Annotated in this window: 18 protein-coding genes; 9 read left to right on the top strand and 9 right to left on the bottom strand. The window is 49.7% G+C overall.

The features are described from left to right. The first annotated feature begins 203 nt into the window (after positions 1-203). The 3 genes from ACYVK4_RS17495 to treS all read left to right on the top strand — a co-directional run bounded on the left by ACYVK4_RS17495 (position 204) and on the right by treS (position 7,613). On the top strand, positions 204-3,098 hold the full coding sequence (locus ACYVK4_RS17495) for a WD40/YVTN/BNR-like repeat-containing protein (protein WP_461128812.1): 2,895 nt from the start codon (positions 204-206) through the stop codon (positions 3,096-3,098). A 120-nt stretch (positions 3,099-3,218) separates the two neighbouring features. Next, positions 3,219-4,025, top strand: coding sequence for a sialate O-acetylesterase (locus tag ACYVK4_RS17490; RefSeq protein ID WP_461128811.1), 807 nt, complete (start codon positions 3,219-3,221; stop codon positions 4,023-4,025). A 225-nt stretch (positions 4,026-4,250) separates the two neighbouring features. After that, positions 4,251-7,613 (top strand): maltose alpha-D-glucosyltransferase, encoded by a 3,363-nt coding sequence (gene treS / locus ACYVK4_RS17485; protein WP_461128810.1) that lies wholly within the window; start codon positions 4,251-4,253, stop codon positions 7,611-7,613. Positions 7,614-7,945: 332 nt separating this feature from the next. On the opposite strand, the gene ACYVK4_RS17480 is transcribed toward treS, so the two are convergent. From ACYVK4_RS17480 to ACYVK4_RS17465, 4 genes are all read right to left on the bottom strand, one after another. Next, on the bottom strand, positions 7,946-9,085 hold the full coding sequence (locus tag ACYVK4_RS17480) for an acyltransferase family protein (protein WP_461128809.1): 1,140 nt from the start codon (positions 9,083-9,085) through the stop codon (positions 7,946-7,948). A gap of 13 nt (positions 9,086-9,098) precedes the next feature. Continuing rightward, entirely contained in the window at positions 9,099-11,648 is a 2,550-nt protein-coding gene (locus ACYVK4_RS17475; RefSeq protein ID WP_461128808.1) for a family 20 glycosylhydrolase, read from the bottom strand. 153 nt (positions 11,649-11,801) lie between these two features. Beyond that, entirely contained in the window at positions 11,802-12,242 is a 441-nt protein-coding gene (locus ACYVK4_RS17470) for a response regulator (protein WP_461128807.1), read from the bottom strand. Between the two features lie 318 nt (positions 12,243-12,560). Continuing rightward, positions 12,561-13,529, bottom strand: a complete 969-nt coding sequence (locus ACYVK4_RS17465) for a helix-turn-helix transcriptional regulator (protein ID WP_461128806.1) — start codon at positions 13,527-13,529, stop codon at positions 12,561-12,563. Positions 13,530-13,616: 87 nt separating this feature from the next. Between ACYVK4_RS17465 and ACYVK4_RS17460 the strand changes: the two genes are divergently transcribed. Then, the gene (locus ACYVK4_RS17460; RefSeq protein ID WP_461128805.1) at positions 13,617-13,931 is read left to right on the top strand and encodes a GNAT family N-acetyltransferase; all 315 of its coding nucleotides are present in this window, start codon (positions 13,617-13,619) and stop codon (positions 13,929-13,931) included. Between the two features lie 90 nt (positions 13,932-14,021). Here ACYVK4_RS17460 and ACYVK4_RS17455 read toward each other — a convergent pair whose 3' ends face one another. The 3 genes from ACYVK4_RS17455 to ACYVK4_RS17445 all read right to left on the bottom strand — a co-directional run bounded on the left by ACYVK4_RS17455 (position 14,022) and on the right by ACYVK4_RS17445 (position 16,700). Then, a complete protein-coding gene (locus ACYVK4_RS17455; protein WP_461128804.1) occupies positions 14,022-14,786 on the bottom strand; it encodes a cupin domain-containing protein in 765 nt (254 codons plus the stop codon). A 431-nt stretch (positions 14,787-15,217) separates the two neighbouring features. Beyond that, positions 15,218-15,928 carry a hypothetical protein gene (locus ACYVK4_RS17450; RefSeq protein WP_461128803.1) on the bottom strand — a complete coding sequence of 237 codons (711 nt, stop codon included), beginning with the start codon at positions 15,926-15,928 and terminating at the stop codon, positions 15,218-15,220. A gap of 91 nt (positions 15,929-16,019) precedes the next feature. Then, positions 16,020-16,700, bottom strand: coding sequence for a response regulator transcription factor (locus ACYVK4_RS17445; RefSeq protein ID WP_461128802.1), 681 nt, complete (start codon positions 16,698-16,700; stop codon positions 16,020-16,022). Between the two features lie 232 nt (positions 16,701-16,932). Between ACYVK4_RS17445 and ACYVK4_RS17440 the strand changes: the two genes are divergently transcribed. From ACYVK4_RS17440 to ACYVK4_RS17430, 3 genes are all read left to right on the top strand, one after another. Further along, complete coding sequence (locus ACYVK4_RS17440; protein WP_461128801.1) at positions 16,933-18,255, top strand: TolC family protein; 1,323 nt, start codon at positions 16,933-16,935, stop codon at positions 18,253-18,255. Between the two features lie 100 nt (positions 18,256-18,355). Then, a complete protein-coding gene (locus ACYVK4_RS17435; protein WP_461128800.1) occupies positions 18,356-19,567 on the top strand; it encodes a pyridoxal phosphate-dependent aminotransferase in 1,212 nt (403 codons plus the stop codon). Between the two features lie 290 nt (positions 19,568-19,857). Then, on the top strand, positions 19,858-20,658 hold the full coding sequence (locus tag ACYVK4_RS17430) for an LOG family protein (protein ID WP_461128799.1): 801 nt from the start codon (positions 19,858-19,860) through the stop codon (positions 20,656-20,658). 160 nt (positions 20,659-20,818) lie between these two features. On the opposite strand, the gene ACYVK4_RS17425 is transcribed toward ACYVK4_RS17430, so the two are convergent. Both ACYVK4_RS17425 and dnaB read right to left on the bottom strand, forming a co-directional pair. Further along, a complete protein-coding gene (locus ACYVK4_RS17425; RefSeq protein WP_461128798.1) occupies positions 20,819-21,400 on the bottom strand; it encodes a DUF2911 domain-containing protein in 582 nt (193 codons plus the stop codon). 139 nt (positions 21,401-21,539) lie between these two features. Then, positions 21,540-23,126, bottom strand: a complete 1,587-nt coding sequence (gene dnaB, locus ACYVK4_RS17420; protein ID WP_461128797.1) for a replicative DNA helicase — start codon at positions 23,124-23,126, stop codon at positions 21,540-21,542. Positions 23,127-23,486: 360 nt separating this feature from the next. Between dnaB and ACYVK4_RS17415 the strand changes: the two genes are divergently transcribed. Then, positions 23,487-24,452, top strand: a complete 966-nt coding sequence (locus ACYVK4_RS17415) for a PhoH family protein (RefSeq protein WP_461128796.1) — start codon at positions 23,487-23,489, stop codon at positions 24,450-24,452. Further along, the gene (locus tag ACYVK4_RS17410; RefSeq protein ID WP_461128795.1) at positions 24,433-25,800 is read left to right on the top strand and encodes a M43 family zinc metalloprotease; all 1,368 of its coding nucleotides are present in this window, start codon (positions 24,433-24,435) and stop codon (positions 25,798-25,800) included. The genes ACYVK4_RS17415 and ACYVK4_RS17410 overlap by 20 nt, the downstream gene beginning before the upstream one ends. The last annotated feature ends 58 nt before the right edge of the window (positions 25,801-25,858 follow it).

The following is a 25,858-nucleotide window of genomic DNA, read 5'->3' as shown; positions in this document are numbered from 1 at the left end:
TAAGCGGGGAAAGAAATCCGTTTGCATCCGTGTTGCGCAGCATCCGTTAAATCCGCGTTCCTCTTCTTACATTTGAGTGTCCCCAATCAACCTGTATTATGTCCTTACACTGCACTCGTAATAGGCTATTTCTAGGATTAGCTTTCTTTTTTTTTACAGCCACCCTATACGCGCAGCCCTTTTCTCCCAAGTTATTCGATGCCATGAAATGGCGGATGATCGGGCCGCACCGGGGTGGCCGAACGGTGGGGGCTACCGGTGTTCCGCAGCAACCGAACGTTTTTTATATCGGTGTTAATAACGGCGGTGTCTGGAAAACGACGGACTATGGCCGCACATGGGTGCCTATTTTTGACGACCAGTCGACCGGCTCCATTGGCGACGTCGCTGTGGCACCCTCTAATCCTAATGTCGTTTATGTAGCCAGTGGCGAGGGGCTCCAAAGGCCTGATCTGTCGGTGGGGAACGGCATGTATAAATCGACGGATGCCGGGAAGACCTGGTCGTTTCTGGGTCTTAAAGACGGGCAGCAGATTGGCGGCATCAGTATTGACCCCACCAATGAGAACCGGGTTTTTGCCGCCGTACTCGGACATCCATACGGCCCCAATACCGAACGGGGTGTGTACCGAACCGTCGATGGGGGGAAAAACTGGGAGCGGGTGCTGTATAAGGATGAAAACACGGGCGCTGTTCAGGTAACCATTGATCCAAAAAATCCGAACATTGTGTATGCCGACCTATGGGCTGCCCGACAAGGCCCCTGGGAAAACAGGCAGTGGCAGGGACCCGAAAGCGGTCTGTTCAAATCGACGGATGGCGGAACAACCTGGCAAAAATTGACGACAGGGCTGCCCACCGTTGAGCAGGGGCTGGGCCGGATTGGCTTTTGTATTGCACCTGGTGAGCCCAATCGTCTGTATGCAACGGTCGACGCGCCTGAACTGGGTGGGGTGTATCGCTCTGATAATGGAGGCCAGTCCTGGACACGTATCAATAATGACCAGCGGCTTTGGGGCCGGGGGAGCGACTTTGCCGAAGTAAAAGCGCACCCCACCAACCCCGATATTGTGTTCATTGCCGATGTGTCGGCCTGGAAATCGAACGATGGGGGTAAAACCTGGAACGACTTCCGGGGGGCACCCGGTGGCGACGATTACCATCGTCTTTGGATTAACCCCAATGACCCAAATACGTTGCTTCTGGCGGGTGATCAGGGCGGTATTGTCACCGTCAACGGTGGTCAAACTTTCAGTTCGTGGTACAACCAGCCAACAGCTCAGTTCTATCATGTGAGTACGGATAACAGCTTCCCGTACAATGTGTTAGGCGGTCAACAGGAGAGCGGCTCGGTAGGCATTGCCAGCCGCGGAAACGATGGGCAGATAACCTTTCGGGAGTGGCACCCGGTGGGCGTGGAGGAATACGGCTATGTGGCGGCCGACCCGCTCGATCCCAATATTATTTACGGGGGTAAGGTGACAAAATTCGACAAACGGACCGGGCAGGTGCAGAACATCGCCCCTGAAGCGGTCCGGTCGGGTAAATACCGTTTTGTCCGAACCGCCCCGGTGCTCTTCTCGCCCATTGATCCTAAGGAGCTTTATTTCGCCGGAAATGTCCTGTTCAAAACCCGCAATGGCGGTAACAGTTGGCAGGTCATCAGCCCCGATCTGACACGAACGTCCTATCCCGACATTCCCGAAAGCGTAGGCGTATACCGCACGGCCGATATGGCGAAAATGCCCGCTCGTGGGGTTATTTACACCATTGCGCCTTCGCAAAAAAACATCAACACCATTTGGATAGGAACTGACGATGGGCTGATTCAGCTGACCCGCGATGGCGGTAAAACCTGGAAAAATGTAACCCCGCCGGGCGTGGGCTCCTGGAGTAAAGTATCGCTCATCGACGCCGGACACTTTGACGATAACACCGCCTATGCCGCTGTAAACCGCATTCGCTGTGACGACCTGCGCCCCCATATTTACCGGACGCACGATGGGGGGAAAACCTGGCAGGAAATTGTCACGGGCCTGCCCAACGATCCTATCAATGCCGTTCGGGAAGACCCAATACGGAAAGGACTGCTGTTTGCCGGGTCAGAAACGGCCGTGCATGTGTCGTTTGACGATGGCGTACACTGGCAACCGCTGCGGCTCAATATGCCCGCTACGTCAATTCGCGATCTGGTCATTAAAGACGATGACCTGGTGGTGGGCACCCACGGCCGGTCATTCTGGATTCTGGACGACATTACCCCGCTAAGACAACTTACTGCGGATCTGGAAAAAACAGCAACGATCCTGTATAAACCCCAGCGAGCCTACCGGGTACGCTGGAACATGAACCCCGATACTCCGCTGCCGCAAGAAGAACCCGCCGGGCAGAATCCACCCGATGGAGCCATCATCGACTATTACCTGAAGGAAAATGCCGGTCAGGTCGTTACGATGACGATTACCGATGCGGCTGGCAAAACCGTGCATCAATTCCGGAGCGACGATAAACCCTATGCTGTTCCCGATGTAAATCTGCCTGCTTACTGGATTCGGCCGCAGCAGATTTTGTCGGGTGCAGCTGGCTCGCACCGGTTTATGTGGGATCTGCATTACGCCCCACTGCCTGGTCCGCCTTCCTACCCAATTGCGGCAACTTTCCACCAAACGGCACCGGAGTTTACCTCGCCCTGGGTCATGCCGGGCACCTACACGGTCTCGCTGACGGCAAACGGCAAAACCGTTACGCAGCCTTTGGTAATTACGATGGACCCTCGGGTTAAAACAAGTCCTTTGGCGCTGAAACAACAGCACGACCTATCGCTCATCGTGTTTGGCGGACGAAAAAGCGTCATGGCTTTGCAGCAAGAAGCATTGGATTTGAAAAGTCGTTCGATGACGGACGCCCAGAAAAAAACATTCAGCACATTGCAAACGAGCCTGAACGGCCTCAACAGAGCGTTCAGTTCACTGTTCGGCACTCTTCAGGATGCCGATATGCCACCCACCACGCAGGCTGTTGCCGCCGTGAAGGAAGCACAAGCTAATTTTAGTAAGCTGATGGGGGAGTGGACAAGCTGGAAAAGTACGTTACGTTGATTGTAGTGCCGACCGTCCCGGCCGGGCGATAAATACCAGATAAGCACCCGATCGGGACGGCGGGCACTACAAAAACCTCTTCAGTAAGAACGTTAAGGCACTACAAGCACCTCTTTGATAATGAACAATAAGCTTTTTCTATTGATCGCATTGTGCGTTTTCAGTCAGGCAACTGCTCTGGCGCAACCGACTTTGCCAGCAGGTTTAAAACCGGCTAAATTCCATTTGTACATGCTGGCGGGGCAGTCGAACATGGCCGGTCGGGGGAAAGTTGACAGTGTCGATAAAACCCCTCACCCGCGTGTATGGATGTTAAATAAAGCCAATCAGTGGGTTCCGGCCACAGAACCTATGCATTTCGATAAACCGGCAGTGGTGGGCGTTGGACCCGGTTTGGCATTTGGCAAACAAATGGCCGAAGAAGACACCTCTCTATTTATTGGTCTGATCCCCACGGCCGTGGGCGGGTCGGCGATCGACGCCTGGCAGCCGGGCGGGTACCACGAGCAGACAAAAAATTACCCGTATGATGAGGGTATTAAGCGGGTGCAGCTTGCCCAGCAGTCAGGGACACTCCAAGGTATTCTTTGGCATCAGGGCGAGAGCGATAGTAAGCCCGAACTAGCCGCCCTGTACGAACAGAAGTTAATCCAGCTCATTAGCCGCTTCCGGCAGGTTTTTAAGGCTCCAGCTACTCCGGTGGTGGTCGGAACATTGGGCGATTTTTTTACAGCAAAGAATCCGTCGGCTGTTCAGGTCAATGCCATTTTGATAAACCTGCCCAACCGCGTCTCGCGGGTCGCCTGTGCCAACGCGTCGGGGTTGACCGATGGGGGGGATGCCACACATTTCAATGCAGAATCGGCCCGTGAACTTGGACGGCGGTATGCAAAGGCCATGCAGGCATTGAAAAAGAGCAAGCCATAAATATTTCAGACAGGCTTGTTGTTCTGCTCACCAGCTGACACGATATGACAGGAACTTGGTAAGTTTATTAGAAAAGAAAATAAATAATCTACTAAGTCAATTGCCTTAACATACTAACTCTGAGCGCTTAAGACGCCGTTATCACATAAAACCAAAACGCTACGCTCGTTTTTTGGTTATGTAATGAACTGGCAGGCAATGACAGTGCCTTAATCTTAAGCTATTATGCCAATCAACAGCGCAGAAATACAGGATAATCTCCTCTGGTACAAGGACGCGATTATCTATGAACTACACATAAAAGCCTTTCGGGATGGTAACGGCGATGGAATCGGCGATTTTCAGGGGCTGCTTGAGAAGTTAGATTATTTACAGGAGTTGGGCGTTACGGCCATTTGGTTGCTACCGTTCTATCCGTCGCCTTTGCGGGACGATGGGTATGATATTGCTGACTACTACGCCATCAATCCGTCGTATGGCACCATTGAGGAGTTTAAGACGCTGCTCAGCGAGGCCCACCAACGGAATCTTAAAGTCATTACGGAGTTGGTCATTAACCATACCTCCGATCAGCACCCCTGGTTTCAACGGGCCCGCAAAGCGCCCAAAGGATCGCCGGAACGCGATTATTACGTCTGGACTGACGACCCCACCCAGTTCAAGGATGTTCGGATCATTTTCCAGGATTATGAAACTTCCAACTGGACCTGGGATCATGAAGCCCAGCAGTATTACTGGCACCGGTTCTTTCATCACCAACCCGATCTGAATTACGACAATCCGCTGGTACAGAGCGAAGTGTTCAAAATGATTGACTACTGGTGCGAGATGGGTGTCGATGGTTTTCGGCTGGATGCCGTTCCCTATCTGTACGAGCGCGAGGGAACCAATGGCGAAAACCTGCCCGAAACCCATGCTTTCCTGAAAAAGCTCCGTAAACACATCGACGATCATTTTCCGGGTGTGCTGTTTCTGGCCGAAGCTAATATGTGGCCGGAGGACTCGGCCTCGTATTTTGGGGATGGCGATGAGTGCCACATGAACTACCACTTCCCGGTCATGCCCCGTATGTTCATGGCCCTGCAGATGGAAGACCGGTACCCCATTACCGATATTTTTGAGCAGACACCCGCCATACCCGATAATTGCCAATGGGCCATCTTCCTCCGAAACCACGACGAGCTAACCCTCGAAATGGTTACCGACGAAGAGCGGGATTACATGTACAAGACCTACGCCAAAGACCCAAAGGCAAAAATCAACCTGGGCATCCGCCACCGGCTGGCTCCGCTCATGGAGAACAACCGGAAGCGAATTGAACTGCTGAACAGTTTGCTGTTTTCGCTGCCCGGCACGCCCGTCATTTACTATGGCGACGAAATCGGAATGGGTGATAATGTGTACCTGGGCGACCGGGATGGTGTACGAACTCCCATGCAATGGTCGCCAGACCGGAACGCGGGTTTCTCCAGTACTAATCCACAGAAACTATACCTGCCCACCATTCTCGATTCGGAGTATCATTATGAATCCGTGAACGTAGAAAACCAGCGTCGTAATACCTCGTCGCTCTTCTGGTTCATGAAGCGAATGATTAACCTCCGCAAAAACTACAAGGCATTCGGGCGCGGAAATATGGTGTTTCTGAATGTCGAAAACCCGAAAGTGCTGGCGTTTACCCGTTCGTACGAAGATCAGACGCTCCTGATCGTGGTCAACCTGTCAAAGTACGCCCAACCGGCAGAGGTCGAACTAAAAGGTTTTAAAGGATACGTTCCCATTGAAGCGTTCAGCAAAAATTCATTTCCGGCTATTTCCGATAGTGAGACCTACTTTTTCACACTGGCCCCGCACGACTACCAATGGTTTGTGCTGGAGAAAACCCACGCCGAAATTGTCCGTTCGTATCACCTGCCGGCGTTCCGCATTGACGACTGGAACGAGTTGATGTCGAGCCGCAACCGGAGTTTGCTGGAAACGCAGCTGCTGCCGTATTACCTGATTCGGGCCGATTGGTTTGACGATAAGCGGCAAACGATGCGGGGTATATCGGTGCTGAACCATGGTACACTTAACCTGAACGAAGGAAAGGCGTACATGCTCCTGATTGAGATATCTTACGAGCGGGGTTTGCCGGAAACTTTCCAGGTCGTTATTGCTTTTGCCAGGGATGCTTACGGCTCAAAGCTGAAAGACTCGTGCCCGCAGGCGGTTTTGGCCACCATTGACGTAGGAAATGAAACAGGTATCCTGTGTGACGGGCTTTATTTAAAAGAAGTACAACTTGCCTTGCTGGCGCAGTTAACGCAGGAAAAAAGCGTTATGCAGGGGAATCTTCAGTTTCAGAGTAAGCCCGAAGTGAAGACCTATCTCCAGGAACACCCGGATATTAAGCCGAAGCTGGTATCGTCTAATCAGGGCTATGTGTCGATCAGTTATGATCACGGCTACCTGTTAAAATTGTACCGCAAGGTAGACCTAGCCGCTAATCCTGATGCCGAATTGACATATTTTCTGTCTGAGACAGCCAAGTACCCCAATGTGCCCACACTGGTCGGTATGATCAAAATGGGGTCTTCGGGTGAGCCCGTTATGCTGGGCACGATGGAAGAAATGGTGTCCCGGCATGGCGACGGAAAAGGCTATGTACTGGAGCGTGTCAACAATTACATTGAGCGAATTCTGGCGAGGGATAAAACCCAGCTGGATGCGGCTCTGGCAGTGCCACAGGGTACCCTGAGCGAACCGGTCTCGTTCGACAGCCTGCCTGCCGAGACGCAGGAGTTGCTGGGCCGACGCGCTGCCGACCAGGCAAAGTTGCTGGGTATCCGAATAGGAGAGATGCATAAAGCCCTGGCCTCTAATAAGGTCCGGAAAGAATTTGCTCCGGAAGACTTCTCTTTGCACTACCAGCGCTCCCTTTTCTCGGGTCTGCAATCGCTGGTTCGGGAAAGCTACCAGAGTCAGAAGCGGAACCTGCAACGGCTGCCGGAAGATGTACGGATTGATGTGGAGCAGATGCTCGAACGAAAAGAAGACGTGCTCATCACCCTCCGGAGAATCTACAGGACTAAACTGGATACGACCAAAATTCGTATTCATGGCGATTTGCAACTGGAAAAAATCCTGTTGACCGGCAAAGATATTGCCATTCAGGATTTTGGTGGTGACCCCACCCGCAGCTACAGCGAACGACGGTTGAAACGATCGCCCCTGCGCGATGTGGCCACCATGATACGTTCCTTTTATTACGTCGTTTATGAAGGCTTTTTGACAGATCACCAGGTAACGCAGGAAGAGACCGCACGCCTGATGCCGTTTGCCGAGTTTTGTGCCCGCTACATGAGCGGGTTCTTCCTGAAGGCTTATCTGGAAACGGTTCAGGGAAGTTCGTTCATCCCCAGCCAGCCGGATGATCTGCAAATGATGCTTGAAACGTATTTGCTGGAAAAAGCGATAGCTGATTTGAATTATGAGCTGACGCACCGCCCCGATTGGGTACGTGTGCCGTTGCAAATCATTAAAGAGATCGTCGACAAAACCACACAGGAAGCGAATGCCGAGCAGAATGAGCTTGCGTTATCCTGATGGCGGAAAACGGCTTTTGACCCGTTTAATAGGTTGGCATCTACACTTTATTTGGCTTACCGCTCCGTCTAGGTGCCAGTAAATGAAAAATGATTAACCACAGAGGCACAAAGGGCACGGAGGTTCCAGTGATTTACAGTCTTGCCTAACAGACCTCTGTGCTCTTTGTGCCTCTGTGGTTAATCATTTTATCAACTGTATCATGGTCTTAATAGATCTGTTTGGCGCAATCTAATCTGATTACTCTGACTTTTAACCATAATCCGCTAATAAGCAAAAAGTCCATTTTCTGCATGGAGATGGGCTTTTTGCTTATTAGCGGATTATGCTTATCAAACCCGCACATATATCTTTCGCCGGTCTAATACCCAGCCTACGCTCCAGCAAAGCAGCATAAAGGAAATGGCGAATAGCAGTGAGCCGATAGCGCCCGGAACCAAATTTTGGTAAATATGGGTGCTTATCCACGAAAACAGACTATCGCCCGAACCTACCGGAATCATATACAGGGCAATAGCGAGAACTTCAGACAGTAAGTAGATAAACAGTGGATTCTTGCCCGGAATGATAAAGAAGGTCGTCCAGTTCGGATTTGTCCACTTCCTGATATCGATCGCATAAATCAGGGATGCCATCAGGCATAGGTCGATGCCGGTTGTCAGCAGAACAAACGAACTTGTCCACAACTTTTTATTGATAGGAAAAACCATGTTCCAGCATAGAGCGGCCAGGATCAGGGCTGCGCCTACCAGTAATAATTTGGCGACGCCCTCGTAAGTGGTTCCCGTATGCTGCACGAACTGACCGGCGTAGTATCCGATCACTACATTCACAATGGCGGGTAAGGTACTCAGCAATCCCTCGGGCTCAAAAGCCAACCCTTCACCATGGTACAGGTGTGCATCCCCAAATAGGAACGTATCCAGATGAGAACCCGCGTTGCTGGTCATACTAAACGGATCAGCAGGATCACCCCAGCCCAGCAGAATCAGCCAGTAACCAACCAAAAAGGCAATGCTCAGGTAAATGACGGTCCGGAAAGACAGAAAATAAACAAGAAGCGATGCAATGCCGTAACAGAGCGCAATCCGTTGCAGTACGCCCCAGATACGTGTCTCGCTGATCGGGAAGCTGGTCACATCACCCGACTCGTTGAGTTTGAAGAACGGGAACCAGTACATGAGGTAGCCCAACAGAAAGATCAGCGCTGTTCGTTTGGCTATTTTACCCAACACGGCCGAGGTGCCGAGAGCCTGATACTTTTTTATAGCGAAGCTCATGGCATTGCCCACCACAAATAGAAAGGACGGGAACACGAGATCGGTCGGGGTAAAGCCATGCCAATGGGCGTGTAACAACGGGGCAAACGGCGTGGCACCACTGCCCGGCGTATTCACGATGATCATGAAACAGATTGTAAGCCCTCTAAACACATCCAGAGATGGGAAACGGGTAGGCGTTGCAGTAGACATCAGGATAGGTTTGTTACGGTCGTATCGTTATGGTATCACTGGATCGGCCAGTGGCATTAAAGACTTTGAACTTAATGGTGCCGCTGTTAGTCAACGGTGCCGAATAGACGGGGCTTTGGACAGTTGGTTCAGTGCCATCTGTCGTATATCGGATGGTTAAGCCGGGAAACTGAACGTTAGCCGCCACTTTTCCATTGATCACTTTAGCACCAACCGGCGGAATTCGGTAGGCAAAACCACCCGCGTAATGGTCCAGGCGGGGTAATTCCTGTTTACCCACTGTTGAAATAAATTCAGACCAGGCCTGGTCGTAGAGCTGTTCGCTTTTCGCTTCGTTTGTTTCGATCGCCCAGGCGGGATCTTTTGCCCAGGACCGCTCCGCTACGGCCAGTAACTTCGGGAACATCTTGTACTCAAACTGCTCGGGTGTCCGGTTGGTCTCCGACCAAAGGGGGGCTTCGATACCCACGATATTGGCTTTCCCTTTTTCGGTCAGCATTTCCTTTCCTTTGATCATCGACGGGTTGATGCGGTTGCCCGTCCGGTCGTCTTTAAGGTTGCGGAGGTAATTGAACGGGATGAAATAAAAGGGTTTGTCGATGTCGACATAGCCGCCCCAATACTGACCGGGTTCCTGCGATGAGGTCGAGTAAGCCAGGTCCAGATACATGTGCGTAACCCCGGTCAGGATGACTTTGTAGCCGGCGTTGGCCATCCGGTAGGCCAGGTCTTCAGCTCCTGAGCCCGGGCTGTTTTTCCAGACATTCACCCGGAAGTTCTGCGAGGCAAACGTTTCGTTGGGAACCCAGGTCGATCGCCCGTTCAGCTTCACTTTCTTCAATCCGATCTCTTCCCAGCCAGATAGGAACAGGCTTCGGGATTTGAGCAGCTGATTTACTTTCCCAAAATAGTAATACCACAGATCATCTGTGTTCTTGACGGCCGGATTCCCGGCGATCAGCTTTTGTACAGACGGTGACTTTTCCCAGACGCCCCCCGGCACTTCATCGCCCCCGAAGTGAATCGTTTTCAGGGGCGCACCCGCTTCCTGATACATGCTCCGTATATCGTCGACCACGCGCTCCAGAAACGCATAGGTGGAGGGTAAAGAAACGTCGATGACATTGTCGTCCCAGCCCTGTACTGAGCGGTAGACCGATTTATCCGCCAGGTCGTGCAGGAGGTAGCGTTCCGCTTCGGCCTTGTTGCCTGCCTTCATGAGTCGGCTGTAGCGGGAATCCATTGCTTTAATGGCCGCCCGGGCGTGCCCCGGCGACTCAATTTCCGGGATCACGTCAATGTGTCGCTCGCGGGCATATTTAAGGATTTCAATAAAATCGGCTTTGGTGTAAAAACCCGTTCCTGCTTTGTTTTCCGTGTTAGGGCCGGAGCCATACGATGGCAAAAGGGCTTTAGTCGGGTCGGTCGTGTGGGCGCGGGTGGCACCAACGGTTGTCAGTTCCGGCAGCGACGGAATTTCCAGGCGCCAGCCTTCATCTTCACTGAAGTGAAAATGAAAGGCGTTCATCTTATAAAGCGCCATGGCGTCGAGTATTTTAAGCACTTCTGATTTCGGCTGGAAATTGCGGGCCATATCCAGCATAAAGGCACGATAGGGGAAGCGCGGAGAGTCGGTAACTTCCATGCCTGGTAAGCTGATGCTTGTTACTTTTTCGGAAAAGGCTGAAGCAGGCAGCAGCGTCAGAACCGATTGAATACCGTAAAAGGCACCCGCCCCCGTGGATGCTGAAATCTGAACGCCATCTGCCCCAACGTGCAACGTATAGCCTTCGGCGGGGAGCGAAGCTTTTTTCAGGAGCGAAATTGCTTTTCCTGTTCCCTGTGCCTGTACAACTGGTTTTTTGCCCAGCGCTGTTTCCAGGCGATTCGCCAAATACTGAGCTTCCTGAGTGAACGACTTGTCTGAAACTATAACGACCTGGTTATCCAATTGAAAAGGAGTTCCCTTTTCCTGATAAGAAACCGGCGTTGGAAATACTTTAGGATGCTTATCCGCCGGAATAGCCTTTATTTTTTCATTCTGATCAAAGATTCGCTCGGTCAGAAGGCGATCCGATTTTTCATAAACAGTACCTGATTTAAAGGTCGTTTCCACCGGGTAAGCCTTTTCCGGGTCTTTATCAAATACCAGATAAAAACCGGTGGGGAAGTCTGTTTTGTTCCGAATTTTTCCGCTCAACACCTGCAGGGTTGTCGACTTGCCGGGTTCCAGTTTGGCAAACGACGGTCCGGGGCTGATGTAATGCAGATCACCGTTGAAGAGTTTCACCTGCGCCACTGAGGCATCAAAACTGTTGGGACTGCCTCCGTTAAAATATAGTTTCCAGCCAGAAGCCGGTAAGGCTTCACTGCCTGTGTTTGTCAAGGTCAAAACGGACCTTGACTGGCCTTTTTTCTGGTAATCATTGTCGACCAGTTCAACGGTCAGGGCTAAGGGTTTAGGGCCGCTGTCTTCATTCGGAGTTTTGTTCGATTGTAAATGAGAACAATTGATGAAGATGGGCAGGCAAAAAACAAATAAAGCAATCGTGTACTTTCTCATGTTGTTAGGAACGGAACGTATTGACTCTGCAAAGTACTAAATTTCGGGGATAGCGATGGAATAGCGGTGACCGGGCAGAATTTGACACAAAAAAAGCTTAGCAAAATACTGGATAGTATTCCTGCTAAGCTGAAGGATTTGATACCTGAAAGACTATTCTTCCTTATAATGCCGTACGTCCAATAATGTTACGGTTTCGTACCAGTAGGTTTTGAGGTTGCTTAAGTATACTTTCCAGTCTGCGTAGCTAAAGGGCTTTAGCGTAAACGAGGAGGCTCCGTATGAATAGGCACGCTCCACCAGCGTAGGCGTCTTACTGGCCGATAACATGACTACAGGTAATATACGTCCTTTAGGATGCGCCCGCAATAAAGCCAAAAAATCAAGCCCATCGACCTTATCCTGTAGGTCGATGTCAAGCAATACTATCTTTGGCCCTTTGCCAACTAATTCTTCAATAAATTTTTTGGCTTCGTCGAAACTGGTTACGTGAATGAAAGAAGCTTCTGGAAAAGCACTTACGGATGCTCGCTCTAAAACATCAGCAATTAATGGATCGTCGTCAACTAATAAAATTGGAAATTGCTGCGGCATAATTCTTTTTATGGGCGATTCTTACGCGAAACTATCAGTACACGAATGTACTCAGATGCAGACCGAGACGGAAATACCGACTACGAATATGCCGTCTTTTTTTAATAAAAAAATCTCAATTTCAATTCAAGGAAGTAGATCAAATCAAACAGGTGCGTGGGTAAGTAAAACCACTCAATTGAGTGGGCCGTCGACATGCTCCTTCATGACTGAAAAGTCGCTTCAGGAGTATAAATAATTTTTATAGCTAAAATGTTCATTGGGAATCTACCTTTTTCATTTAAGTGGTGTCTTAGCTTTCAGGGGGAATAAGCAGTCTCAGGCTGGCATATTGATTAGTTGATCGGTGTAGTGGGTATGAATTTCATCGATCAACGCCAGCAGTCGGTTCCGTAGCATATCGGGCTGCTCGATGGTGGCGGCATTGCCAAACATGAGCAGCCAGCGCACCAGTCCTTCCGCATAGGGCGTTTGAAAATACATGCGTATCTGGTCGCCTAAATCCTCTTCCCGCTGAAATCCATACAGGTGTTTTTGGTGCTGTAAATACCGGGTTGTCTTTTTCTGGAACAGTACCGTTACCGAAACCGTCGGCATATCGGTCGTGCCCATTTTATCGAGGTATTCCTGTAAGGTAAGCCGGTCCCGACGGGAAAATTGCTCACCTGTATCGGTAAGCTGACGAATGCGATCGACCCGGAAGTCGCGGTAGTCCTGACGGTTTCGGCAAAAGGCGATCAGGTGCCAGCTTAGGTTATAGTGATAAAGACCCACCGGCTCCACATTACGCGTGGAATCGGTATCGTTATACTGCGAATGATAGCGAAGGGTAAGCACATGGTGTTGAGCAATGGCCTGCTGAAGGTCGACGAGCAGATCATTTGAGTAAGGAGTGCTCAGAGCCGGTTTTGCGACATCAATATGGGCATCGAGGTTAGTCAGGTATTCCTGATCGGTATGTTTGAGGACGGACTTAATCTTGTAAAGTGCCGATTCGAATTTTGTCTGGACCGACTGATCGGCCCACTTTTCCATCAATTTTCCGCCCATCAGCAGCGCGCTTGCTTCGGCAGTGCTGAACATGACAGGGGGCAGGTGATAGTCGGTCAGAAAGTACCCCACACCGGCTTCGGCTCCGATGGGTACACCGGCTTCTTCCAGCGAACGAATATCGCGGTAAACAGTCCGAAGGCTGATGTTGAATCGGTCGGCTAACTCCTGAGCCCGAACAACTCGTTTGGTTTGCAGATGAATCAGAATGCTGGTTAGTCGATCGAGACGGTTCATGGCCGGGCTGGGCGTAAAGTTGTTGGCAAATTACGATCTCTGGTTTGAACAAGTCAGCATTTTTTTGTGTAGAACGTTTAAAAACGTATGAATAACATGACTGAGAACGCACTGAAAAATAATACGCACCGCCACCAGTTTGAACTGGTAACCGATGGCAAACTGTCCATCGTGGTCTATCAGAAAGTAGATGATGAAACGCTCGCCCTGACCCATACCGAAGTGGATCAGAGCCTCGAAGGGCATGGCGTTGGCTCGAAACTGGTAGAAGGTGTTCTGCAATATGTGGAGGAGCACGACCTTAAAATTGTGCCCCTGTGTCCTTTTGTGGCCGCGTACCTCAAACGCCACCCCGACTGGAACCGGGTCGTATCGACCGCTTATAATACCAGCGATTTTTGAGAACTTTAAAGACCTGGCCTTTGGTAACGGTACATTCGAAAAGTCGTTGTATCGCTACCAATGGACCCGGAATAGAGTAATCAATGAACCTTAAAATTGAAAGGTGAAGCAGGTGCTGCCTGTCTGAATATTTGTGCTAATGCTGTGCGGTGTTTCTGAATCCACAAAGATGATACTGCCATCACTTGCCTTTATGGGTTGCCCCCCAACAGTTGCCTGAACCGGTTTGTCCAGCACGATTACAATCTCTGCCGCCCGATGCGTGTGGGGTGGCGGACCTGTTAAATCAGGTTCGATGGTAGTAATATTCATGGCAACACGGCTGCTCATTAGGGTGCCATAATTAACCGTACGCTGTTGGGTAGCCATAAGCGTCTGCCTGTCGATCCAGAACGACCCACCGAGTAAACGATATAAATCCAGATCGGGCATTTCGTTAGAGGTGTACCGAATCTGATAATAGACGAGGGGTTGAGCGTTTTTATTGTCAACCTGAAAGTCATCACCCGGCATGATCATGACAAGACTGCCGGGCTTTAGCGTTGTGCGTTTACTCCCCAGCGTTAACGTTAATTCACCCTCTTTCACAAAAAGTAAAGCCTCTTCTTCGATCTGTTGGCTGGGCTGACTTGGCTTATTGGCCGGTACAGTGATGAGCTGCACAAGTAGATGTGAATAGTCCCTGGTTGTCCCTTCTAAAATCAAACGCTCTTCATAATTCGTAGAGTTGAGAACAGAGGCTGGTTTATAGGCGTAAACGCCGGACGTGACAAGCTGCGAAAAGGCTGGTAAACAGGCCACCGTGACCATCCAAGAAAGAAGGAAGATGCGCAGGGATAAGTTGTCTACAGTCATGGGGTTATGTGATTTCGATTTGAAAAGCCCAAAACTGCCTGGTTTTACCAATTCCCATGCCTTTACTTATACCAGAACAACCGGGCCGCCTATCAGAGTAGGCAAATAGAAAAGGGTAAATCGTTTAATTCTTCCGATCTCTATAATTCGGTACCCTTCCAGAATAGAAACTTAAATTATCATCAGTACTACAATAAGGGTGTTAAAGACGACTAGGTGAGGCTCTGCTTCGTTCGGAAGTTACAGTAACTGCTATTCCAACTCTTCGATCTGCTGTCGAAACTGGCTGGATTTATGGAGGAGTGAACGAGTACACAGCGAGGTTGGTGATGTTGTTCTTTGGCAAGTATACTGAACAGACTAACCCTGACAGAGGTAAATTGGCTCCCCATAATTAGTTGGCAAAAATAGCTTTAGCGGCCATTAAGACTTTATTTACTGTCCAATGGGCGGGTCTTAGGCGCGTGTAGGGGCGATATGCGGTCTCCGGTTTTCACCCACCGCCAAATGTCTGCCGGTAGCGCCGGGTAAATAGAAACGCCGATGCTATAATAGCTTCCGTTGAAGTTCTGGTCAATATCGGTCTGAAAGACGGAAACCCGGTAGCCGATCTGGGCGGTCAGCCCTAACCAGCGCGTGGCTTTCCATTGGGCATAAGCCCCGGCTTGAAGCGGAACAAAGAAACTACGGCGCGTTCGGTCAATAGGGCTGTCTTTAGTCAGATTGAGCGGCAGGGCATAGGCCACGCCCCCGCCAAGCTCAACCGGAAAACTGACCATCCAGCGCTTATTGTTCACCAGATTCCACCAGTACTGGCTGCTGATAAACCACAGATCGGTGCGGGTATAATAATTGAGATTGATCCGCTGGGCCGCGTTTCGTCGCCAGTCGATCAACCGGAGGTAGGTGGCGTAATTGATCCAGTAATAACCAATGGTAACCTGATGGCGCTTGGCGCCATAGCTAATTCCAGCGTTGACACCCCAGACGTTCACATGCTGGCTTTCAAGAAACGAGTCCCGAAAGTCGAGATTGATGGCCGGTTTGATACGAAAACGTTTCGGACGAGTTGTATCGGCCGGGACTAATGTGTCCGTCCGGAAGGTTAGAAGTGAAAGCGTGAGTATGTAAACTGCAACCATATGCCTACTTAACCCAAAATCGACAAAGAGGTTGGAAAAGATAGATGACGTACGAAATCCGGCCAAGATACAGCACACATCCTACATCCTGCTAATTTCCGGCGCGAAGTAAATAGCCGACACCCATTGCGGTGTGGATCAACTTATGATCAAAATCGCGGTCAATTTTCTTACGGAGGAAATTGATGTAGACTTCTACTTTATTCGTGCTGTTGATGGGGTTGTTATCCCATACTTTTTCCAGAATCTGGGCCTTTGTAACAACCCGACCGGCATTTTTGATAAGAAATTCAAGTAACTGAAACTCGCGGGCAGTCAGCTTGATGCGCTGGTTTGCCCGGTAGGCTACCTTTTCCGCTACATTCAGTTCAAGATTATCGACCGAAAGAATGGAGGGTGCATTGAATCCACCCGTTCGTCGGCGATGCAGCGCATAAATCCGGGCGAGCAGTTCGTCGGCATCACAGGGCCGTACCAGGTAATCGTCTGCACCGGCATAGAGTCCTTTCGCTTTTTCGGCCGCGTCATCGGAGTGCGAGACCAGCAGAACGGGTGTCGAGTCATTTTCCTGCCTAAGACGCCGTATCACGTCAAGGCCGTTCATACGGGTCAAGTGGGTGTCGAGTAGAATAAGGTCGAAGCGGGCGTGCAGGCCCATCGCCAGACCTGTGTAGCCATCGGTGGCCATCTCAAGGGTGTATTGCCGTTCGGTCAGCGTTCGATTTAGAAACTCTAGATAGTCTGTGTCACTTTGAATAAGAAGGATTTTCATACACCCGGAAACGTTGATAAGAATTTAACAACAAAGGTGTTTGACTGAGTTTAAAGCCAGTTTAAAGGGTTATTAAAACTTCTTTAAATTTTCATTTGAAGCTTATTTCCTACGCTCTTCGGGAATTACTCATTTTTAAGAACTAATTAATAGGGCTTTAACCACACCTTAACAACGCCGTCGGTACTTGCCGACCAATTAAGGCAGATTTTCCCTGTCCCGAATTTTCTGTATGAATCGGTCCCAATCACGCATAAAAGTTCTTTTTTTGTTCCTTCTCGGTGGCCTTTTAACAACGATATCGCTGAAGGCCCAGTCTGTTACGCCAGCTCCGGATACGATCCGCCAAACTCTTCCGCAACTTGAGCAACTGTTTGTTGAACGCAACTTTCAGCTGCTGGCCCAGCGGTATCAAATCAATATTGCCGATGCCGCAATTACCCAGGCCGGGCTGCGCCCCAATCCCAATCTATGGTTTCAGGGAAACCTGTATAACCCGAATACGAAAAAGGTGCTTCCCTATGGCCGGCCGTCACAAGCCGATATGGATGCGGGTATCTATAACAGTGGGTATTATGCCGTACAGCTGCAGCAGGTGGTTTTGCTGGCTGGTAAACGAAGTAAACTGGTCGCTTTGGCCGAAAGCAACCGGTCGCTGTCTCAACTGGCGTTTCGGGACATCATGCGGACGCTCCATTACCAACTCTACACCACTTACGCGAATTTGTATTATGACCTTCAGGTGCTGCATTTGTTTGACGATGAACTGGTTCGCCAGCAGCGGCTGCTGGAATCGTACCGTATGGCACTCCGGACCGGGGGGGTGGCTGCCTATGAGGTTACCCGGCTCGAAGTAGCCATCCGTGACCTGCAATCCAATAGTGCCAATTACCGCACCCAGTTAGCCGATGATCAGGCAATCCTGCGCGTTCTGCTTCGTCAGTCCGCTGGCACGTTCATTCTGCCTACCGAGCTGCCTCCGCTCCAGACAAACCTGCCGGCCCTTTCAACGGCTATCGACTCCGCCATGACAAATCGTCCTGATATCGGGCTGTCGCAGGAGCAGATCAACAATGCCGAGCGAAGTCTGGCACTGGAAAAAGCCCGGCGAACACCTGACCTGACAACGGGCCTGTTATTTGAGAAATACGGTAACGCTTATAATAACTTCGTCGGTCTGCAACTGTCCATGGATCTGCCCGTTCGAAACCGGAACCAGGGGGCCATTCGCTCAGCGGAGACAACATTGAAAAGTGTTACCAGCGGTCTGGAAAATCAACGTACTGTTGTTCAAAGTGACGTGCTCAATGCATTTGACAAACTAAACACCTATTATGATCAGTATCATGCCCGACCGGAGGGTTATCTGGATCGAATTCAGAATATTTCGCTGGAAGCCACAAAAGCGTATAACGCCCGCACCATTGGCTTGCTGGACTACCTCGATAAAGTCAGGACGTATCAACAGGCGCAATTGAATAACATCAACCTGATGAACAACCTGTTTAATACGCAGCAACTGGTGAACTTCACCACCAACACCCGTTTCTTCTAAGTGAGTCCTCCGTTTTCGACTGAAGATAAACGGAGGATTGTCAAATCCCACCTTCACTATTGTTTACTTTCCGTACTTTTGCAGGATGGAATTACCGGGTATGGAAATACTGAAAAGCGATAGGCTTACCAATCTTAAATATGACATTCGGGGGCCGATTTACGAGAAGTCGCTCGAACTGGAAAGTCAGGGATACAAAATTATCAGTCTGAATATTGGCAATCCGGCCACGTTTGGCTTCGATGCCCCCGACGAAATTGTCCACGACATCATTCTGAATATTCGTAACGCGCAGGGCTATTCTGACTCGCGTGGGTTGTTTGCGGCCCGAAAAGCCGTTATGCACCATACGCAGAACATTGGTTTACCCGGTATTGCTATCAACGATATATACATTGGTAACGGCGTCAGCGAGCTAATCATGCTCTCCATGCAGGCTTTGCTCAACGAGGGCGACGAAGTGCTGGTGCCATCACCCGATTATCCACTCTGGACAGCTTCAGTGGCTTTCTGTGGGGGCAAGCCGGTGCACTACATTTGCGACGAAGCCGCTGACTGGAACCCTGATCTGGCCGATCTGGAAAGCAAAATAACTCCCCGCACGCGGGCAATCGTCGTCATAAACCCGAACAACCCTACCGGTGCCGTTTATGAAAAATCGGTGCTGGAAGGGATTGCCAGGATTGCTGAGAAGCACAAGCTCATCGTTTTTTCGGATGAGATATATGACCGGATACTTTACAACGGCGCCGTTCACTACCCCATTTCTAAAATGATTCATGATACCTTGTGTATTACGATGGGAGGGCTGTCGAAAAATTACCGGGCAGCGGGCTTTCGGGGTGGCTGGATGATATTGAGTGGCGCCCGCCAACGGGCCAAATCGTACATTGAAGGGTTGACACTGCTGGCCAGTATGCGACTCTGTGCCAATGTGCCTACCCAGTTTGCCATACAAACCGCGCTGGGAGGTTACCAAAGCATAAATGATCTGGTAATGCCCATGGGACGGCTTCATAAGCAGATGATGCTGGCCTACGAACGCATGGCGGCTATTCCAGGGATCAGTTGCGTAAAGCCTAAAGGGGCCTTGTACATCTTCCCCAGAATCGATTTTACCCAGTTTCATCTGGCCAACGATGACGATTTTGTCCTAAATCTTCTGATTGAACAAAAAGTGCTCGTGGTGGCTGGAAATGGCTTTAACTACATTCACAACGATCACTTTCGCATCGTTTGTCTGCCGACCGTAGATGAATTGACAGTGGCGCTTGATCGCATCGAAACTTTTCTGGAAAGTCGAAGAAAGTGAGCAATTGTTCTTCTTCCTTCTACACAAAAAGCCCCTGAAATCAGGGGCTTTTTGTGTAGAAGGAAGAAGGGGCGGCTTATTGATCAATACGTATAACGATGCTCGTAAAGTGATAATCCGGTATATTACCGGCAGGAAACATTTTCTTTTGAAAACTCGTTAACTTATTCCTTCTCGCTATTGAGTCCCTATTTTGTTCCGGACAACGGGCTCGCTGACAAGTTGGGAAGCAAATTATTTATCTAATCTAGTGAGTTCACTTCGCGCCCACTGCCTTTTTTAGTACGTAAATGGAAGAAACGAAAGAAAATGTTCATCGCTCTGAAACGCAGAGCACCGAACGCATTACGAATGATTTACCCAAGCGCGACGAGTTACTGCTAACACCCGACGAACAACGCATTAAAGATGCCTTTCAGGATCACGACTGGAATGAAATAAAGACAGCCGATTCCTGGGTGATTTTTAAGGTAATGGCCGAATTTGTGGAAGGCTTTGATAAGCTGGCTAAGATCGGCCCCTGTGTGTCAATTTTTGGTTCGGCCCGCACAAAACCCGACAGTCCCTATTATAAAATGACCGAAGAAATTGCCGCCAAACTCGTTCGGCATGGCTATGGGGTTATAACTGGTGGTGGACCCGGTATTATGGAAGCAGGCAACAAAGGTGCTTTTGAACAGGGTGGTAAATCAGTTGGACTGAATATTAAATTACCGTTTGAGCAGCACAGCAACATCTATATCGACCCTGATAAAAGCATCAACTTTGACTTCTTTTTTGTTCGAAAAGTGATGTTTGTTAAATACGCCCAGGGATTTGTCGTGATGCCCGGTGGAATGGGAACCCTCGACGAACTCTTTGAAGCGCTGACCCTCATCCAGACCAGAAAAATTGCCCGTTTCCCGATCGTTTTGGTCGGACGATCGTATTGGCAGGGTCTGATCGACTGGATCACGGATGTGATGCTGGGCGAACAACACAACATCAATCCCGAGGATATGAAACTGATCAGTATCGTTGATACCCCAACGGAGGCTGTTAAGGTCATTGATGAGTTTTACAACAAGTACCTTTTGAAGCCAAACTTTTGATACCGGTTGCATAAAGAAGAAGCCCGGCCTGTTCATCAGACCAGGCTTCTTTTATGGACGGTTTTTACGGAATAAATACCTTTCACCAATTAATTGGTTGGCTCTTTCTAATAGATTATTCACTAATCAACCACTCAACCAATTACTACTTCACGAGCTCCTAGGGGGTGAACGTCACCGGGGTTTCCACCAGAACGTTGTCCCAGGCAATCATAAGGACTGACTCCAGAACTTTATCTCCCGCCTTCCTAAATTGGATACTGAGATTTTCTACCAGTTCGTCGGTCTTTTTAACCGGGGCATTTATGCGTAACACATCCAGCTCCGGTTTATAATTGTAGGCGCCCCACTGGTCCAGATCCGTATTCAGAACAAGCGTCCATTCGTTTTCTTTTGGGATGACATAGAATGAATAAACACCCGCTTTGATCTTTTTTCCCTGAATCACGGCATCCGTAAAAAACTTTACTTCGGTCGCTTCATTGGCACCTACCCGCCATACCTTATCATACGGAATTAATTTGCCAAATACCTCTCGTTCCTTTTTAGCCGGACGGCTATACGTAACCCGGGCGAAAACTTTATTGCCAACTTTGGCGGGGGCAAATTTGCGGTCATGGGCAAAATCATCAGGGTAATAGGCCATGTCCATCGGACTTTTATCCAGTCCTCTCAACTTTTGGGCCTGCGTAAGCGAAGCAACGCAGATCAGTAGGCAAGGAAGTAAACGTAGTAGATTCATGCTATAGGGGTTTGTAAAACGGAAAGCACGAATATAACGGAGCAAATCGACCTCTTTCCTAAAAGCTAGCCGAATTGCATCAAACTTTTGGGAAACATCAACGTACTACTTCGGTACTACACCGGGTAACCAACTACAATTAAAATGGAGTTTCCTGAGTAGGATCGGCGTTGCCGAAATTCGACATGGTGTTGGCCTTGCTCTTGAAAACGCTACCCGCCGATGGCGGTGCTTCGAAGCTGCTCAGACCGTTCACTTCCGGGGCAAATCCCTGCGCCTGTACCGGTTCAAAATACGAATCCAGATCGCAGAATTTGGTGAATTTGGCAACAAACCGTAATTGAATGGTATCCAGCGAACCACTACGGTTTTTAGCGATGATGACCTCACCGATACCCGCCGTTGAGTTACCGTTTTCGTCGGCTGTAATGTTATAGTATTCAGGGCGGTAAAGGAAACACACCATGTCGGCATCCTGCTCAATAGACCCCGATTCACGAAGGTCGGAAAGCTGTGGTTTCTTATCGCCACCACGTGTTTCAACGGCCCGGCTCAACTGCGACAGGGCAATAACCGGTACATTCAGTTCTTTCGCCAGGTTCTTTAAGGCCCGCGAAATCGACGCGATCTCCTGTTCCCGGTTGCCACTCTTACCGCCCGAAGTATCGCCCGACATCAACTGGAGGTAGTCAATAACCACCATCTGTATGTCGTGCTGGGCTTTCAGTCGTCGGCATTTGGCCCGTAGTTCCAGAATGGTTAGGGCAGGGGTATCATCAATGAAAATAGGTGCTTCGGTAAGCCGCTGTATTTTATGGTGAAGCTGCGTCCATTCGTGCGGAGCCAGCGTACCTTTCCTGATCTTTTCAGAATCAATTTCAGCTTCGGCCGAAATAAGACGGTTGACCAACTGAACAGACGACATCTCCAGAGAGAAAATGGCAACGGGTTTGCCGTGGTCGACAGCGGCATTACGCAGCGCACTCACCACAAAAGCGGTTTTACCCATGGCTGGTCTGGCCGCCAGAATGATCAATTCTGTAGGTTGCCAACCGGATGTTACGCGGTCGAGGTTGGTGAAGCCCGACGGCACACCGGTTAGTCCCTCCTGGTTTTTCTTGGTTTCGAGTTCATTCAGCGCCATCCGGACAATGGTGCTCATGTCGGCGTAGTTCTTCTTGATGTTCGATTCCGAAATCTTGAAGAGGGATTGCTCGGTACGGTCGAGGAGTTCGAAAACATCGGTGGTATCCTCGTAAGCATCGCGCAAAATGGTCGACGACATAGAAATGAGTGCCCGTTTCAGGGCCTGCTCGGAGACAATACGAGCGTGGTACTCAATGTTTGCAGCAGAGTTAACCCGAAACGTTAGTTCAGACACGAAACCACCGCCACCCACCAGTTCAATTTCGCCGGTTTTACGCAGCTGCTGCGTAACAGTCAACAGGTCGATGGGATCAGAGTTGCCAAACAGCGTCAGGATAGCCTGATAAATTCGCTGATGAGCTTCTTTATAAAACGTTTCTGGTTTTAGAATGTCAACGACAGAAGAGAGCGCGTCTTTTTCAATCATTAACGCACCGAGCACCGCTTCTTCCAGGTCAAGGGCTTGTGGGGGTAATTTACCAAGGCCGGTATCGAGCCAATGGTTTCCGGCTTGTTGACGACCTCCGGCAAAGCCGGAAGGTTTACGAAGGTGTTGGTTGGGGCGGGCGTTATTCTCCATCTGTTAATGCAAGTTTACGCAATCTTGGTCCCATAAGGCAAGCCCCACCTGCTTTACGTATAGGCCTGATCCCCACCAAAATGTTCGTAACATTCTGGTAATGTTGATGCTACACGCCCGAAAAAAAATTCGATTATTTAAGCAACGGTTAACTAATGAATTAGCGTACATATTACTATCAGGAAGTATAAGTCTGTACATCAGCAAGATAGGAATTATCTAACATAAATTACTGGTTTTGTGCAAAAAATTAACACTGAATAAGAAAGTGACCGGAGTGAATAAATTTTTAAGAAAACGCGTTGTAGAAGGAAAGAAATCGCTTACTTTTCGGAATCACACTTTAACGTAAATCATCGTTTGGTCGAAAAAGTCATCACCCTCGATAATGTATCGCTCATCGACTTTCTGGGCGTAGAGAACCACAACATTAAAGAAGTGGCCGCTGCGTTCCCTATGAGCAAAATCATCTCGCGTGGCAACGAGATACGTATTAAAGGCACAACGCCTGAAATTAGCCGCATCAGCGATATTCTGGACTCTTTGATAGAGCACTACCAGAAATATGGAAAAATTACGCACGAAAACGTTCAGAATTATATCAGCCACAGTGGTCAGCCCGTAAACGGCACCAGCAGTGGTCCACCCGTGCCACCCGATGATGACGAGGTGCTGGTATATGGGACCAGGGGCGTGGTAGTTCGGGCAAAAACTGATAATCAGAAACGCCTGGTTGAGGCCGCTGAAAAGCACGATCTGGTGTTTGCCATTGGGCCGGCGGGAACCGGAAAGACCTACACCGCCGTGGCCATTGCGGTGCGGGCCCTGAAGAACAAAGAAGTTAAGAAGATCATCATAACCCGGCCGGCGGTCGAAGCGGGCGAAAATCTGGGTTTTTTGCCGGGCGATCTGAAGGAGAAAATCGATCCGTATCTGCGGCCTATCTACGATGCTTTGGACGATATGATTCCGGCAGAAAAGCTGAAGTTTTATACCGAGAATCGAATCATTGAAATTGCTCCTCTGGCTTACATGCGGGGTCGAACGCTGAATAATGCGTTTATCCTGCTCGATGAAGCCCAGAACACGACCCCTATGCAAATGAAGATGTTTTTGACCAGGATGGGGCCAACGTCAAAGGCGATTATTACCGGTGATCGATCACAGATAGATCTTCCTAATCGACAGAAATCCGGCTTGATCGAGTCTGTCGAGATTTTGAAAAATATTAAAGGAATTTCATTCGTTGAACTCGATGGCCGTGACGTTGTGCGTCACCGTCTCGTTCGCGAAATTATTACAGCGTATGAGAAAGCAGGTCAATAATAACCTGACCATAACAAAACGAACCGGCTGGCTTTGGCTGGCCGGTTCGTTTTTGTATGTCGTGACGTCTGCTGCTTCCTGGGCGCAAGGCACTGCTGAAGAATTAATGAACCGCTGTGGCGTGGTTGATCACGAGCGGATTCTGCAACAGCGAAATCCCAATCGGCTTCGAGAGGTAAATGAGTTAAATCTTCGTATTGAACAGGCGCAGTCAAAGGAACAGTCGCTTCGGCAAGTGGCCGACGAGACCGTTTACCGAATTCCGGTTGTGGTTCATGTGGTGCACAGCAACCCGTCGAATACAGTGGGTGGTGCTAATAATGTCAATATTTCGGATGAACAGATACTGTCACAAATTCAGGTTCTGAACGAGGATTACCGACGCAAAGACGGAACCAATGGGTTTAACGCCAGTCCGATCGGGGCGGATGCCCGAATCGAATTTTTCCTCGCTACCACCGATCCCGATGGAAATCCAACAACAGGCATCACCCGTCATTACTATCCGCAGAAATCGTCATTCAATGTATTTAACGACGATGTTTTACTTTCTCAAATAGTCTACTGGCCCAGCAACCGGTATCTGAACATCTGGGTTGCGAAAATAGACTCTTACATTGGCTATACCCAGTTCCCATCGGCGGCCGATACCTTAAAAGGCTTGCCCGGCACAACGAATGAATTTACGGACGGTTCGATTATCGATTACAGGTACTTTGGCCGAAAAATAGGTACGGTCAGCAGCACGTCGCTGTATGCGCTCGGCAGAACCGCCACGCACGAAATCGGGCATTGGCTGGGTCTAATCCATACCTGGGGCGACGGTAACGGCTGTGCGGATGATCATGTAAACGATACGCCCCCAACCGAGGATCGATCGGAAGTGTCGAAACTGTTAAGCTGTAAGCAGACTTTCTCGACTTGTGTGAGCGGCCAGCAAACGCGGGACCTTGTGGAAAATTACATGAACTACTGGCCCGATGCCTGTATGAATCTTTTCACCGCCGGGCAGGTGGCCCGTATGCGTCTGGTACTTACCTTGAGTCCGCGTCGGGCGCAACTGTTAAAATCCGTTTCATCGCCCCTGACCGAAACCGAAACGTTGACTGTTAGTGTTTACCCAAATCCAGCCACGGCCGATCCCTCGATTGATGTTCAGCTAAAAGGATTTCAGACCTTCAATGTCGATCTGTTCGATGCAACCGGCCGCCAGTTGCGCAACTATACCTATTCGGATTCGCCGAGCACTCGGGTAAATTTATCGGTCAGTGGCCTGGCGAGGGGCGTTTATGTTGTTCGGGTCAAAACCACCAACGAAGTTGTCAGCAAGCGGTTGTTAGTACAATAATATTGGCGGGAGGATACCCGCTTTAGATGAAAACAGGCGGGTTTTCACCCGCTCTACC

Source organism: Spirosoma aerophilum, assembly GCF_054782495.1.
This window is presented reverse-complemented; position numbering and strand designations above follow the sequence as displayed.

Bases quoted from the DNA above. Each gene is read 5' to 3' on its own strand.
- ACYVK4_RS17460 (WP_461128805.1), top strand. From the start codon at position 13,617: ATGAATAACATGACTGAGAACGCACTGAAAAATAATACGCACCGCCAC.
- ACYVK4_RS17455 (WP_461128804.1), bottom strand. From the start codon at position 14,786: ATGACTGTAGACAACTTATCCCTGCGCATCTTCCTTCTTTCTTGGATG.
- ACYVK4_RS17495 (WP_461128812.1), top strand. From the start codon at position 204: ATGAAATGGCGGATGATCGGGCCGCACCGGGGTGGCCGAACGGTGGGG.
- ACYVK4_RS17410 (WP_461128795.1), top strand. From the start codon at position 24,433: ATGAGAAAGCAGGTCAATAATAACCTGACCATAACAAAACGAACCGGC.
- ACYVK4_RS17480 (WP_461128809.1), bottom strand. From the start codon at position 9,085: ATGTCTACTGCAACGCCTACCCGTTTCCCATCTCTGGATGTGTTTAGA.
- ACYVK4_RS17490 (WP_461128811.1), top strand. From the start codon at position 3,219: ATGAACAATAAGCTTTTTCTATTGATCGCATTGTGCGTTTTCAGTCAG.
- ACYVK4_RS17435 (WP_461128800.1), top strand. From the start codon at position 18,356: ATGGAAATACTGAAAAGCGATAGGCTTACCAATCTTAAATATGACATT.
- ACYVK4_RS17475 (WP_461128808.1), bottom strand. From the start codon at position 11,648: ATGAGAAAGTACACGATTGCTTTATTTGTTTTTTGCCTGCCCATCTTC.
- ACYVK4_RS17445 (WP_461128802.1), bottom strand. From the start codon at position 16,700: ATGAAAATCCTTCTTATTCAAAGTGACACAGACTATCTAGAGTTTCTA.
- dnaB (WP_461128797.1), bottom strand. From the start codon at position 23,126: ATGGAGAATAACGCCCGCCCCAACCAACACCTTCGTAAACCTTCCGGC.
- treS (WP_461128810.1), top strand. From the start codon at position 4,251: ATGCCAATCAACAGCGCAGAAATACAGGATAATCTCCTCTGGTACAAG.
- ACYVK4_RS17465 (WP_461128806.1), bottom strand. From the start codon at position 13,529: ATGAACCGTCTCGATCGACTAACCAGCATTCTGATTCATCTGCAAACC.
- ACYVK4_RS17425 (WP_461128798.1), bottom strand. From the start codon at position 21,400: ATGAATCTACTACGTTTACTTCCTTGCCTACTGATCTGCGTTGCTTCG.
- ACYVK4_RS17470 (WP_461128807.1), bottom strand. From the start codon at position 12,242: ATGCCGCAGCAATTTCCAATTTTATTAGTTGACGACGATCCATTAATT.
- ACYVK4_RS17430 (WP_461128799.1), top strand. From the start codon at position 19,858: ATGGAAGAAACGAAAGAAAATGTTCATCGCTCTGAAACGCAGAGCACC.
- ACYVK4_RS17440 (WP_461128801.1), top strand. From the start codon at position 16,933: ATGAATCGGTCCCAATCACGCATAAAAGTTCTTTTTTTGTTCCTTCTC.
- ACYVK4_RS17450 (WP_461128803.1), bottom strand. From the start codon at position 15,928: ATGGTTGCAGTTTACATACTCACGCTTTCACTTCTAACCTTCCGGACG.